The sequence below is a fragment of the Streptomyces sp. NPDC028298 genome, from assembly GCF_055565895.1.
This window is the reverse complement of the sequence record NZ_JBVHTL010000001.1, coordinates 143,761-156,650: the sequence shown is the minus strand read 5'-3', so window position 1 is coordinate 156,650 and position 12,890 is coordinate 143,761. Positions and strand designations below refer to the sequence as shown.

Annotated in this window: 10 protein-coding genes; 7 read left to right on the top strand and 3 right to left on the bottom strand. The window is 71.9% G+C overall.

Annotated features, from left to right (window positions below; all coding sequences use genetic code 11):
- The first annotated feature begins 194 nt into the window (after nt 1-194).
- The 5 genes from ACZ4TO_RS00720 to ACZ4TO_RS00700 all read left to right on the top strand — a co-directional run bounded on the left by ACZ4TO_RS00720 (nt 195) and on the right by ACZ4TO_RS00700 (nt 6,621).
- Complete coding sequence (locus ACZ4TO_RS00720) at nt 195-2,285, top strand: glycosyl hydrolase family 28-related protein (protein ID WP_468022989.1); 2,091 nt, start codon at nt 195-197, stop codon at nt 2,283-2,285.
- A gap of 152 nt (nt 2,286-2,437) precedes the next feature.
- Complete coding sequence (locus tag ACZ4TO_RS00715) at nt 2,438-2,749, top strand: helix-turn-helix domain-containing protein (protein WP_385037337.1); 312 nt, start codon at nt 2,438-2,440, stop codon at nt 2,747-2,749.
- Complete coding sequence (locus ACZ4TO_RS00710) at nt 2,746-4,395, top strand: helix-turn-helix domain-containing protein (RefSeq protein WP_468022988.1); 1,650 nt, start codon at nt 2,746-2,748, stop codon at nt 4,393-4,395. Before ACZ4TO_RS00715 ends, ACZ4TO_RS00710 begins: the two co-directional genes overlap by 4 nt.
- A 123-nt stretch (nt 4,396-4,518) precedes the next feature.
- Complete coding sequence (locus ACZ4TO_RS00705) at nt 4,519-5,091, top strand: transcriptional regulator (RefSeq protein WP_468022987.1); 573 nt, start codon at nt 4,519-4,521, stop codon at nt 5,089-5,091.
- Between the two features lie 315 nt (nt 5,092-5,406).
- Complete coding sequence (locus ACZ4TO_RS00700) at nt 5,407-6,621, top strand: MFS transporter (protein WP_468022986.1); 1,215 nt, start codon at nt 5,407-5,409, stop codon at nt 6,619-6,621.
- 51 nt (nt 6,622-6,672) lie between these two features.
- Here ACZ4TO_RS00700 and ACZ4TO_RS00695 read toward each other — a convergent pair whose 3' ends face one another.
- Together ACZ4TO_RS00695 and ACZ4TO_RS00690 are read right to left on the bottom strand one after the other, a co-directional pair.
- A complete protein-coding gene (locus ACZ4TO_RS00695) occupies nt 6,673-7,998 on the bottom strand; it encodes a Rieske 2Fe-2S domain-containing protein (RefSeq protein ID WP_468022985.1) in 1,326 nt (441 codons plus the stop codon).
- A 293-nt stretch (nt 7,999-8,291) separates the two neighbouring features.
- Nucleotides 8,292-9,797, bottom strand: a complete 1,506-nt coding sequence (locus ACZ4TO_RS00690) for a cryptochrome/photolyase family protein (protein WP_468022984.1) — start codon at nt 9,795-9,797, stop codon at nt 8,292-8,294.
- Between the two features lie 246 nt (nt 9,798-10,043).
- Between ACZ4TO_RS00690 and ACZ4TO_RS00685 the strand changes: the two genes are divergently transcribed.
- Both ACZ4TO_RS00685 and ACZ4TO_RS00680 read left to right on the top strand, forming a co-directional pair.
- Nucleotides 10,044-11,111, top strand: a complete 1,068-nt coding sequence (locus ACZ4TO_RS00685; protein WP_468022983.1) for a BUD32 family EKC/KEOPS complex subunit — start codon at nt 10,044-10,046, stop codon at nt 11,109-11,111.
- A gap of 227 nt (nt 11,112-11,338) precedes the next feature.
- On the top strand, nt 11,339-12,154 hold the full coding sequence (locus ACZ4TO_RS00680) for an RNA polymerase sigma factor SigF (RefSeq protein ID WP_382784540.1): 816 nt from the start codon (nt 11,339-11,341) through the stop codon (nt 12,152-12,154).
- Nucleotides 12,155-12,218: 64 nt separating this feature from the next.
- Here the strand turns inward: ACZ4TO_RS00680 and ACZ4TO_RS00675 are convergent, their stop codons facing one another.
- Nucleotides 12,219-12,800 (bottom strand): DUF2231 domain-containing protein, encoded by a 582-nt coding sequence (locus ACZ4TO_RS00675; protein WP_382784543.1) that lies wholly within the window; start codon nt 12,798-12,800, stop codon nt 12,219-12,221.
- Nucleotides 12,801-12,890 lie beyond the last annotated feature (90 nt).

The following is a 12,890-nucleotide window of genomic DNA, read 5'->3' as shown; positions in this document are numbered from 1 at the left end:
ACGCATCTCCTGCAAGAAATCGACTTTGACTTGCAGGATCCGTACTGAATCACGGAAAGACATGTTCGACGTCTTGTCCGGGTGTCCCGTCGCGCCCTAATGTCCCGGTACGCAGCGGCACGGCTGATTCCCGCCGTGCCGCCGCGCACCGAGCGGCCCTCGGTGTCCTCCGCCCCGAGAGAAACGAGAAGCCGATGGCGCCGTACACCCACCACGAGGCCGCGGAGCGGGCCGGACGCCCCGCGCGAAGACCGGTCCGGACGATCGCCGCGGTGGCCGCTGCGGCCGCCGGACTCGTGCTCGTGCTCGGTGCCCCCGCCCCGGCGGCCTCCGGGCACGGCGGCGGGGGCGGCCCGGCGGTCGGTGAGGGTGCTCCCGCGGTGACACGCGCCGGGCTCGATCCCGGCCTGGTCGCCGGGCGCGGTGCCGCGGTGGACTTCGCCGAACAGGAGGCGGAGGGCGCGGCGACGAACGGCACCGTCATCGGCCCTGACCGCAGCGCCTACACCCTGCCCTCCGAGGCGTCCGGGCGTACGGCGGTACGCCTGAAGCCGGGCCAGTACGTCGAGTTCACCCTGCCCCGGGCCGCCAACGCCCTCACCGTGCGCTACAGCATCCCCGACGCCCCCGGCGGTGGCGGCATCACCGCGCCCCTCGACGTCTCCGTCGACGGCCGGCACCGCGACACGATGACCCTCACCTCGCGGTACTCCTGGCTCTACAACCAGTACCCGTTCAGCAACGACCCCCAGGCCGACCTGCTGCACCCCGACTGGTGGATCACCGAATGCGGCTGCGTCCCGGCCGCCACCACCCCGACCCCCACCGTCGACAAGCCGTTCCGGCCCAGCCACTTCTACGACGAACAGCGACTCCTGCTCGGCAAGCGGTACGCGGCCGGCGACACCGTCCGCCTCACCGCTCCCCGGAACAGCGGCGCCGCCTGGACCGTGATCGACCTGCTCGACACACAACTCGTCGGCGCGCCGCACGTCGAGAAGCAGGCCGCGAACGTCCTCGCGTTCGGCGCCGACCCCACCGGCCGACGTGACGCGGGCGACGCCTTCGACCGCGCCATCGCCTACGCGAAGAAGCGGCACCTCAAGGTGTACCTGCCGCCGGGTATTTACCAGGTGAACCGCCACATCGTCGTGGACGACGTGACGATCGTCGGCGCCGGGAGCTGGTACACGATCGTCAAGGGCCACCAGGTCACCCTCGACACCCCCGCCCCCGACGGCTCGGTCCACACCGGCGTCGGCTTCTACGGCAGGGACGCGGCGGACGGCGGCAGCCACGACGTCCATCTGGCGGGCTTCGCCGTCGAGGGCGACGTGCGCGAACGCGTCGACACCGACCAGGTCAACGCCGTCGGCGGGGCACTGAGTGACTCCACGATCGACGGCCTCTACCTCCACCACACCAAGGTCGGCATGTGGTTCGACGGCCCGATGACGGGACTGCGGGTCACCCGCACCGTGATCGCCGACCAGATCGCCGACGGGCTCAACTTCCACACCGGCGTCACCGATTCGAGCGTCTCGGACACCTTCGTCCGCAACACCGGCGACGACGGTCTGGCCATGTGGTCGGAGAAGACCGGCGACGCGCGCAACGTCTTCGCCCACAACACCGTGCAGAGCCCGGTCCTCGCCAACGGCATCGCGCTCTACGGCGGCGCCGACAACACCGTCACCGGCAACCTCATCGCCGACCCCGTGAGAGAGGGCAGCGCCATCCAGGTCGGATCCCGGTTCGGGGCCGAGCCCTTCAGCGGCCGACTGCGGATCACGGACAACACCACGGTCCGCTCGGGCCCGTTCGAGCTCAACTGGAAGATCGGCCTCGGCGCCATCTGGATCTACGCCCTGGAACGGGACATCGACGCCGACATCGAGGTCACCGGCGACCACTTCCTCGACAACACCTACAACGCGATCATGCTCGTCTCCGACTTCCCCGTGAAGGACAAGTATGCGATCCGAGGGGTCCGCTTCCAGGACATCCGCGTGGACGGCACCGGCACCTCCGTGCTCAGCGCCCGCTCCGCCGGCTCGGCCTCCTTCGAGAACGTGGACGCCCGCAACGTCGGCGCGGTCGGCGTCAACAACTGCGGATCCTTCAACTTCCCCGCCTCCGGCTCCGAGTTCACGGTGAACGACCTCGGCGGCAACGACGGAGGCGGCACGACCGGCCCGTGGATGGCGTCCTGGGAACTGCCCAACACCATCACCTGCGACGACCGGCCGCCGGTGGTCCAGCCACCGGCCCCGGCGCCCTGGTGAGGGACGCCCGCACCTGACACGCACCGCCTTGGCGGCGGCCGGTCCCCATCGGCCGCCGCCCTCGTGTGTGGCGGCGCGTGCCGATGCGTCTGCCGCGCGGAAGCATGCGCAATACGCATTCCTCATGCGTATCACGCGCTAGACTGTGTCGTATGGGCATGAGTCTCGAGGAGCGGGTGCGGGCCGCACTGGCGGCTCTCCTGCACGCGGCCGGGGAGTCGCAGACCGACCTCGCCGCCGCCCTGGGAGTCAGCCAGGCCCAGGTGAGCCGGCGTCAGTCCGGTGCGGCGTCCTGGAGCCTGGCCGACTGCGAGGCCGTCGCCGCCCACTACGGCATCGACGTTCTGGAACTCCTCGCGGGACCGACCAGGGCCACGGAGGCGCTGCCGGTCGGCCGCCGCCGTGTTCCCCGGCGCCACACAGACGCTCGTACGGCCGTGGCCCGCGAGGGGGGAGTGCGATGAACGGCTTCGACGCGATCGACGCCCTGCTCGCCGGGGCCAAGGAAGAGGTCCCGCTCCCGCCCGCCGGGGAACGGCGCGCGCTGCGGGAGGCGCTCAACCTGTCGCGCCCCCAGCTCGCGAGCGTGCTGGGCGTCGCCGCCTCCACGATCGGGGGCTGGGAGTCGGGACGCGACCCGAGCGGTGAAGTGCGGGAGAAGTACGCGTACTTCATCGAGGGCGCGCGAGCCAGACTGGCCGCGACGACGGCGACCACGGATCCGACGGCACCCGCGGATCCGACAGGACCTGCAACCCGTACAGCACCTACGGATCCGACGGCACCTGCGGCGCCCACTGCTCACACGGGACCCGCGCCCACCGCGGCACCGTTGGAGCAGGACGAGCCGGACGCCCCGAACGCCCCGGACGACTCGGACGAAGAGCCGCAGGACGAGGACGTCGACGTGCTCGCCGCCCCCCGGCCGTGCGTGCTGTGCGGGCAGCCCGCCCGCCACCAGGTCGCGGGCTTCCCCCAGCACCTGGACCCCGCCGAATGCGGCACGCCCGGGCCCACGACCCCTGTCGAGCCCGCGCGGCCTGCCGAGAGCACCAGGCCCGTGGAGCCGTCGAGGCCTGCCGAAAGCACTGAGCCTGTGGAGCCGGCACGGACTCCCGGCGTACGCGTCGTGCCCGTCGGCCGACGGGCGCACGCGGCCTCTGACGCCCCCGACCGGATCGGCGCCGCCGTGGCCGCCGTCCTCGCGGAGCACGCGGGCGATGTCGAGGCGGCCACGGCCGCGCTGGTGAAGCGGGCGATCCCGGACGCGATGGCGTTGCTGGACGAGACCCGCAAGGGCGGCCGGTACGACATCGTGGCGCATCCCTGGCTGCCGGACATCCTGCGCAAGCAGACCGCGCGCGGCGCCGACCAGATCTGGGAGGCCCGCCCGAAGTGGACCCGCCCGGAGCTGCCCACGGGCGCGCACGAGGTGACGGCCCTCGACATCAACGGCGCCTACCTCTCCGCCCTGAAGACCCACCTGCCGATCGGGCAGCTCGAACACTCCACCGGCGACCACCACGACAAGAAGCGTTCGGGCCTGCACCTGATCACCCCGCCCGCCTGGGACCACGAGGCGGTCCTGCCCAACCCGATCGGCAACCGCGACGAACCGGGCCCCCTGTGGGTCACCGAACCCACCCTGCGCCTGCTGCTGCGCCTGTCGGGTCCCAAGTACGGGCTGTGCGACCCGCCCGAGATCCACGAGTCGTGGACGTCCGGCGCCACGGAGGGACTGTTGGAGAAGTTCAGGGTCGTCCTGAGGGACGCCCGGGACCGGGCGATCGCCGAGGGCGACGAGGTGACGCTCGAGTACGTGAAGCAGATGTACTCCAAGTTCGTCTCCACCCTGGGGGAGTCGAACTACAACCGGGAGCTGTACCGCACCGACTGGATGCACCTCATCCGCTCCCAGGCGTTCGTGAACCTGTGGTGGAAGGCCCACCGCGCCTACGACGAGGGCCTCATGGTGGTCCGCGCCATGGGCACCGACGAACTGCACCTCATCGGTGACTGGCGCGCGGTGTTCGCGGAAGGCCGCGGCGTCACCGAGGTGAAGGTCAAGGACGTCTACAGCGTCGGCACCCAGCCACGCGAGAGCACGTAGACCCCGAGAACCTTCCCGCGCCGGGGCAGCCGTTCCGGCGTCCGGGCGTCCGGCCCGAGCCCCCACCGCACGGCCCGCGTCGGCCCGTACAGTGATCCACCCATCCGAGGACCGGAAGACACGATGCCAGAGCGGAACATCGAGTTCGGCAAGTACGGAGCCCGCGGTCTCAAGGGCCACGAAGCGCTCGCGCGCCGGCTGGACGACCTCGCCGGCTACATCGCGACGCCCGTCACGGCCCGCCGCGGTCTGCTCGCCCGACTGCACTACCTCACCCGCACCGAGCACGCCCGCACGGCGGCCCGCGAGGCCGGGCTGACCGTCACGAACCGCACCCTGCGCGCCTGGCTCGACGGGACGCGCTCGCCGTCGAGGAAGAACCTGGAGCGGATCGAGCGGGCGTACCGGACCGTGCGGCGCGAGAACGTCGCCCGCTATCTCACCGCCCGCCTCAACCGGGAGGGCCGCGGTACCCGGGTCGAGATCCACCCGCTCAACCAGTCCCAGGTCGACCGGCCACGCCAGCGCGTCGTGGAGTTCCGCACCCTCAACGTGCGCCGCTGGGACCACATCGTCGCCGCCTGGGCCGCCGGCGACGAGCGGGCGCTCGACGCCGCCTGGGTCGACCAGGTCGTCGACCTCGGCAGCCAGTGGGGCCAGTACGAGTACGTCACCAACATCGGCTTCGCCGCGTGACACCGTGCCTCGGCCGAGCGGCCTTGGCGCCCCCTGCTCGTCCGGCGTCGTGACCGCAGCGGCTATCCTTGCTCACTTGCCCGGGCCGACCGTCGCGGAAGCCAGGGGGAACGGGCCAGGCCCGACGCCGCAAACCGCGGGGCGATCTTGGAATGGATGCCCTCGCGTCGTTGCTGCACTCCCATGGGCTCACCCTCTTCCCGGGGTGCTCCGGGTCACGAGGCCCGGTGCGACGGGACGTGGAAACCGTGGGCGAGCTCACGTCACCCCGCCCACCGGTCCCGGCCCGTTGTCTTCGAAAGGTTCTCCTGCACCATGCCCTTGGCTCTGCTGGCCCTGGCCGTCGTCGCGTTCGGTATCGGCACGACCGAGTTCGCCACGATGGGGCTCCTGCCCCAGATCGCCGACGGAATCGGTGTGTCCGTACCGCACGCCGGCAACGTCGTGTCGGCGTACGCGCTCGGTGTCGTCGTCGGCGCGCCGCTCCTCACGGGCATATGCGCGCGTGTCCCGCACAAGCGGCTGCTCCTCCTGCTGACCGGGCTCTTCGTGATCGGCAACATGGCGTCCGCCGTCGCCCCGACCTTCGGCACGCTCTTCGCCGCACGCTTCCTCGCCGGTCTGCCGCACGGCGCGCTCTTCGGTGTCGGGGCCGTCGTCGCCTCGCGCCTGGTCGCCCCGGACCGGGCGGCACGCGCCGTCTCGAAGATGTTCCTCGGACTGACCATCGCCAACATCGTCGGCGTCCCGGCCGCCACCGCGCTCGGCCAGCACCTGGGCTGGCGGGCCGCCTACGGCGCGGTCGCCGTCATCGGTCTGATAGCCCTCGCCGCACTGGCGGCGTTCGTCCCGCACCAGCCCCGCGAGGGGCAGTCCGGCATCCGGCACGAGCTGCGCGCCATGGGCAACAAGCAGGTCGCCATCGGCCTGGCCACGGCCGTCGTGGGCTTCGGCGGATTCTTCGCCGTCTACAGCTACCTCGTCCCGATGCTCACGCACCTGACCGGGCTCTCCGGCACGTCGACGACCTGGGTGCTCGCGCTCTACGGCGTCGGCATGACCCTGGGCACCCTGATCGCCGGACCGCTCACCGACCGCGCGCTGCGCCCGACGATGTACTGGGGGCTCGTCCTGCTGGCTGCGGCCCTGGTGACGTTCTACTTCGCGGTGCACAGCACCGTGCCCGCGCTGGTGACGATCACCTTCATCGGCGCCATGGGCTCGCTCATCACCACGCCGATCCAGATGCTGCTCATGGCCAAGGCGAAGGACGCCCCGACGATGGCGGCCGCCTCCAACCACTCGGCGTTCAACCTGGCCAACGCGGGCGGAGCCTGGCTCGGCGGCCTGGTCATCTCGGCGGGCTGGGGCTGGGCCTCGCCCAACCTGGTCGGCGCGGCCCTCGCCGTCGCCGGTCTGGGCCTCGCCTTCACCGGCGGTGTCATGGACCGGGGCCGGCGGCGCTCCGAAGTGATCACGCAGGCTTCCCCCGTCGCCGAACGGGAGACGCCGGTCGCCACCGCCGACTGACCGGGGGAGCGGGACATCGGCGTGACGGGCCTCGATGAGCGCCCGGCACGCCTAATCGTTCCGGCCCGCGCCCTCGACGGCCGGACCCGCACCGTCCACGGCCGGCGCGCCGCCCTTCACGGCCGGACCGGCTGCCTGTGTCCCTCCGGCATGGCCCGTGGCCCCGGCGGCCCCCACGGTTGCGGCGGCATGGTGCCCCGGGGCGGCCATCCCGCACGGCGCGCAGCCGGACGCCCGCTCCGGACGCAGCGGCACACCGTTGTCGCGCAGCACGTCCCGGAGGTCGAGGATGAGCGGGAACACCTCGTGGTTGTGGTCCTCGCCCTGTTCGTCCCAGGCACGCTGCTCGGCCTCGACCGCCGTCCGGTCCTGCGCGAAGACCCGCTCGGTGAAACGGCGGATGAGCGGCCAGGCGAGATGCAGCGCCCCGGGCACCGACGGCTTCGCGATCGTGAGCAGGCCGTAGGCGTGATTGATCCGCTGTTCCGCGTCCTCGGGTACGTACGCCGCCCAGAGCGAGAACACCGGCAGCTCGCTGCCCTCGGGGACGTCCCGCAGGGTCTGGTACGGATACTCGGTGCGGATCGTGATGGTGTCGGGCCGGTCCTTCCCCCCGATCCCCTCGGCGGACAGCAGCCCCGCGCCCCGGTCCTTGCGCCCGCCGGCGGGGACGAAGAGATAGCGCGCCTCGACGTGCCGCGGCCCGGCGTCGTACCCCAGCAGTTCCGGCTGGATGCGGCCGAGCACACTGCGGTGCAGGAACTGGTGGTTCATGTCGAGCAGGTTCTCGTGCATGAACGAGTAGTGGCAGCGCACGGTGCGGGAGAACGTCATGGTGCGGTGCGTGGCGGAGTGGTACTCGGGAAGGAACGGGAACGGCGCGTCCTCGGCGAGCGCCGGGTCACCGGGGAACACGAACACCAGCCCGTAGGCCTCGCGCACCGGATACGAGCGCACTCCGCGCGGCGGCCGCTCGCAGCCCTTGGGCAGATAGGGGATCTGTGAGATACGGCCGTCGCCCCGATAGGCCCACGCGTGATAGCAGCAGCGCAGGATGTCACCCTCGACCACGCCCATGCTCAGCGGCACCTGCCGGTGCGCGCACCGGTCCTCCAGCGCGTGCACGGCACCGCTGCGCCCCCGGTACAGCACGATGCGCTCACCGGCGAAGACGGCCGCGAACGTCCGGTTGCGCCGCACCTTGCGCGAGGTGGCCACCGGATACCAGTGGTCGGGGGAGATGCCGACCCGGCGCAGGTCGGCGATCCTTCCGGGCCGGTCCGCCGGGCGGCTGTCCGAGTGGTGCGCCGTCGAGGGCTCAGGGCGGGAGGGGGTGTGAGGGTCCGATGCGGGGCGGTCGGGCCGGGCCTCGGTCATGTGCGGTGCTCCCTTGCATCGGGGCGCGAGGCCGCGTCGTGCGGCGGCGGGGAGACCGCGCGGCAGGTGCGCGGTCCGCGTCCCGCCGCGTCGCCGGCCCCGTCGGGGGAACCCACCCCGCGGCAGTGGGCGGTTCAGCCCCGCCGCTGCGGGGCTCCACCTTCCAACCGTCACCGCGTGCGCCACGGCCGTCAACCGCGGGAGTGCGTTGGTGTTACGACAGCCGGTCCCGTCGGCCGGTCGCGTCAGGGCGTGGGTCCCGGTCCTGACGGGGCTCGGACCGTCCCGTTCCGTCACGGCGGCGCGTCCCCGAGCTCGCGGTCCCGGCTCAGCAGTTCGTCCAGGTCGGCGAGCCGGTCCAGCCCCCGGACCGCCTGTGCCGTGCGGTGGTTGCCGGCCAGCCGTCGGCGGTGACGGTGCAGGAACGCCCAGTATCCGGTGGTGTACGGGCAGGCCGTTTCCCCCGAGCGTTCCGTAGGCCGGTAGGCGCAGCCCTTGCACAGGTCGCTCATACGGTTCACGTAGGAGCCGCCCGAGGTGTACGGCTTCGTGGTCATCCGCCCGCCGTCGGCGTACTGGGACATCCCGACGACGTTGGGCAGCATGACCCAGTCGTAGCCGTCCACGAAGCAGCGGTGGAACCAGTCCGTCACCGCCCTCGGGTCCCAGCCGCGTTGCAGTGCGTAGCTGCCGAGCAGCATCAGCCGGGGGATGTGATGCGTCCAGCCGGTGTCGCGGACCTGTGCCAGCGCCGTGGCCAGACAGTTCGCGTTCACGGCGTCCGCGTCCAGTTCCAGGAACCAGTCCGGAAGGGGCCCCTCGTGCCCGAGGGCGTTGCTGTCCCGGTAGTCGTCGCCGAAGTGCCAGTAGAGCTGCCAGACGTACTCGCGCCATCCGGCGATCTGGCGGACGAACCCCTCCACGCTGTTCAGCGGTGCCCGTCCGGCTCTCCAGGCCCGTTCGGCGCGCTCGACGCATTCGAGCGGGTGCAGCAGGCCGAGGTTCAGCGACGACGACAGCAGGCTGTGGCTCATCACCGGATCGGCCTCCAGCATGGCGTCCTCGTGCGGGCCGAAGCCGGCCAGCCGGTGCTCGGTGAACCGTCGCAGCGCGGCCAGCGCCTCACGCCGCGACGCCGGGAACCGGCGCGGGCCGTCCCGGCCGACGAAGCGCACCGCGCCCTCGCGTTCCCACCGGTCCAGGTCGTGGCGTACCCGCTCGTCGATGTCGTCCTCGCGGGGCCGGTACGGTGCCGGCGCGCCCAGGGTGTGCTCACCCCGGGGCGGGGGTTCACGGTTGTCGTGATCGAGGTTCCAGTGCCCGCCCGCCGGGGCGTCGGCGTCCATGAGCAGATCGTGCTCGCGCCGCACCCAGCGGTAGAAGTCCTCCTGGCGCAGCGGCCTGCTTCCGCGCTCGTCGGCCCAGGCACGGAAGTCCGGCTGTGGCACCAGGAACCCGCGGGCGGGCAGCACGGTGACATGGCCGAGTGACCGGACCAGACGCAGGGCCGCGTGGGAGGTGGGGTGGTGCACCGTCACCGGGTCGTCGCCGACCGCTTCGCGCAGCCCCTCGCGGTAGGTCTCGCTGCGGACGTACCGCACGCGTCCGCCGAGCTCGGCCGCACGGTGCCGCATGGCCGACAGGACGAGATGGGCCTTCGCCCGGTGGAAACGCCGACGGCGGAACACGGAACGGGCCTCGATGACGACCACCGGTGCGTCATGGTCCGGACCGCCCTCGCCGGGAGCGAGGAAGTGGGGTCCGAGCTGGTCCCCGAAGAGCCAGTGGGCTGTGGGCATGAGGATCTCTCCACGGTCGTCGGCGGTGCGGGACGGGTCTCCCGGCAGCACCGGCTTCGTGCGATCACGCCGTCCGGGTCGAGAGCCCCGGCTCAGGCGCTCACGAAGGACGCTACGGGGACGGTGGTCCCGCCGCACGCCGCGGACGTAAGGGCGGTGGCCCTCGTCGCACACCGGACCGGTGGATAGGGTCGACCGCGTCCACAAGATCGCCGAGGCCCCGTCCTGGGCACCGAGGAGTCGTCGATGCACACCCCGGAACCGAGCCACGCCGTACGGCTCGCCACGTACGGGAGGGTGGCCACGCGTCTGTCCCTGCTGAGCGACCGCCGGCTCGGCGAGGTCCTGGCCGACGCCGCCCCGCTGGGGTCCGGCATCGGCGGCAGGTCCGCGGAACTGGACGTCGACGGCACGCGGGTGTTCGTCAAGAAGGTCCCTCTGACGGACACCGAGACGCGGCCGGAGCACGCGCGGTCGACGGCGAACCTCTTCGGGCTGCCGACGTTCTACCAGTACGGGGTCGGCTCGGCCGGGTTCGGTGCCTGGCGCGAACTGGCCGCACACGTCATGACGACCAACTGGGTCCTCGGGGACGCGTACGACGGCTTCCCGCTGATGTACCACTGGCGCGTGCTGCCCGACACGCCCCCCGAAGGGTTCACCGACGCGTTCGGGGGCATCGACGGGGCGGTCGAACACTGGGACGGCTCACACGCCGTACGGGAGCGTCTGGAAGCCATCGGGCGGTCCTCGGCCAGCCTGGTCCTCTTCCTGGAACACATCCCGCGGACCCTCGCCGACTGGCTGCACGACCACCGGACCGCCGCGGCGGAGGGCGGGGACGGGGCGCCGTACCGGTGGGCGGAGGAAGCGCTGGCACGCGGCACCGCCTTCATGGCTGCGCAGGGATTCGTCCATTTCGACGCCCACTTCGCCAACGTCCTGACCGACGGCCGGAGGCTGTACTTCGCGGACTTCGGACTCTCGCTGAGCTCCGGCTTCGAACTGACGGCGGCCGAGGCGGAGTTCCTCTCCGCCCACCGCCTCTACGACCGCTGCCATGTCGCGCGCCATCTGCTGCGCCACCATCTGCCCGCGGGTCCGGACGACGACACGGAGTACGAGGCGTTCCTGCGCGCGTGGATCGCCGGACGGCGTCCCGAAGGCGTACCGCGCGAGATCGCCGGGATCATCGACCGGAACGCCCGGGCCGCGGTGACGATGGGGGACTTCGCCCGGCGTCTGCTCACCGAGAGCAAGCGGACGCCGTTCCCGGTCGCCGTGTTCGAGAAGGCCTGGGGCGACGAGCGGTAGCGCGCGGCCGGCCTCACCGTCACCCTCCCCGACCAGCCGCTCACACAGGGCCACTTTGTCCCTATATGTGTTTATCGGTCCTAGGTTCGGGCAGGTGGAAAGGAGTGCTTCGGATAGTAGGCACGTCCGTGAGAGCGTCGCTTGAACGCGCGGGTGTGTCCGGAAGTCATGTGCCGCTCCCATGGTGTTTCTGTCCAGTCAGCAACCCGTGAGGGAGCTGTCAGCACATGACCTGCACTGCTGCCACGCAACGCCGCCGCCACGACGACGCCCCCGACACCGACGCCGCCTTCTCGCACCTCGCGGGACTTCCCGACGGGCCCGAGCGGCAGGCGCTGCGCGAGGAGATCGTCGAGGCCTGGATGCCGATGGCGGAGCGGATCGCCGGCAAGTACCGCGGCAGGGGCGAATCCGTCGAGGACCTGACCCAGGTCGCGGCCCTGGGTCTGGTGAAGTCCGTGGACCGCTACGACCCGGGTCGGGGCAACGCCTTCGAGAGCTACGCGGTCCCGACCATCGTCGGTGAGATCAAGCGTCACTTCCGCGACCACATGTGGGCCGTGCACGTACCCCGCCGGGTCCAGGAGGCCCGCAACCGGGTCCGCGTCGCCGTGAAGGACCTCGCGCCCGCCAACTCGGACCGGCAGCCCAGCGTCGCCGAGATAGCCGAGTACGCCCAGCTCAGCGAGGACGACGTACGCGTCGGACTGGAAGCCCTGGACAGCTTCGCGACCCTGTCCCTGGACGCCCGGCTCACCGACGACGACGGCTACTCCCTGGCCGACGCGCTGGGGGAGTCCGACACGGGCTTCGAGCTCGTCGTGAACCGTGAAGCCCTCAAGCCCGCCCTGGCCAGGCTGCCCGAGCGCGAGCAGACGATCCTCTACCTGCGGTTCTTCCGCGACATGACGCAGAGCCGTATCGCGGAGCGGCTGGGCGTCTCGCAGATGCACGTCTCACGCCTGCTCAGCAGTTGCTGCGCCGCGCTGCGCGAGGAGATCCTCGCGGAGACGTCCGGGGCCGGGGAATCCTCCGGTCCATGAGCCGCGCTCGCCGGGGTCCCCGGCGAGATGACCTGTCGGCCCGGGTGCTCACGGACCCGCGTCGCTAGTCCGCGGGCCACGCCCCCACCGCCTGGCGGTACGCCACGTGTCCGCCCAGCGCGCCGGTGACGCCGACCGCCACCAGCCCGCCCAGCGACCACAGCCTCGCCTTCGCCGGGCGGTGGCGCAGACGTGCCGACAGCGAGGCGGCGAAGAGCGCCACCGCGGTGACGTTCGCGACGGCGTGGGCCAGCCCGACGCGCGCCTGCTCGGGCGGCAGGTCCGCCCAGTCGACCCATCCCGTGATCGCCGCCGGGGCGATCCCGGCCAGTCCGACGGCCGTCAGCGTCGTCGCGGCGCGCCGCCCCGCCGGCATGACGTCCATGACGGCGGCCGACAGCCAGCAGCCGATCGGGACCTGCACCAGGACCGGATGCACGGGATGGCCCAGCGGCCGGCCGTGCAGCAGATCACGGGCCGCGCCCAGCGGCAGCGAGCGGATTCCCCGCTGCAGCTTCTGGATCACGGGGTCCGCCGCCTCCGACCGCTCGATGCGGGCCAGCCCGGCCAGCCAGCGCGCCGAGACGCCGTCCGACGCCAGGATCGTCCGAGTATCCAGAGAGTTCTCCGGATCGTATGCGTTCATACCGGACGACTACCCGGCGCGAGGGCACTCTCGCACCCGCCGCTCGTGTGGCGTAGGAGTGTTTCCGAGTCGTGCCGCGGCCGGGGACGG

Coding starts and splice junctions, on each gene's coding strand:
- ACZ4TO_RS00710 (WP_468022988.1), top strand. CDS start 2,746: ATGAACGGCTTCGACGCGATCGACGCCCTGCTCGCCGGGGCCAAGGAA.
- ACZ4TO_RS00685 (WP_468022983.1), top strand. CDS start 10,044: ATGCACACCCCGGAACCGAGCCACGCCGTACGGCTCGCCACGTACGGG.
- ACZ4TO_RS00700 (WP_468022986.1), top strand. CDS start 5,407: ATGCCCTTGGCTCTGCTGGCCCTGGCCGTCGTCGCGTTCGGTATCGGC.
- ACZ4TO_RS00705 (WP_468022987.1), top strand. CDS start 4,519: ATGCCAGAGCGGAACATCGAGTTCGGCAAGTACGGAGCCCGCGGTCTC.
- ACZ4TO_RS00690 (WP_468022984.1), bottom strand. CDS start 9,797: ATGCCCACAGCCCACTGGCTCTTCGGGGACCAGCTCGGACCCCACTTC.
- ACZ4TO_RS00675 (WP_382784543.1), bottom strand. CDS start 12,800: ATGAACGCATACGATCCGGAGAACTCTCTGGATACTCGGACGATCCTG.
- ACZ4TO_RS00680 (WP_382784540.1), top strand. CDS start 11,339: ATGACCTGCACTGCTGCCACGCAACGCCGCCGCCACGACGACGCCCCC.
- ACZ4TO_RS00695 (WP_468022985.1), bottom strand. CDS start 7,998: ATGACCGAGGCCCGGCCCGACCGCCCCGCATCGGACCCTCACACCCCC.
- ACZ4TO_RS00715 (WP_385037337.1), top strand. CDS start 2,438: ATGGGCATGAGTCTCGAGGAGCGGGTGCGGGCCGCACTGGCGGCTCTC.
- ACZ4TO_RS00720 (WP_468022989.1), top strand. CDS start 195: ATGGCGCCGTACACCCACCACGAGGCCGCGGAGCGGGCCGGACGCCCC.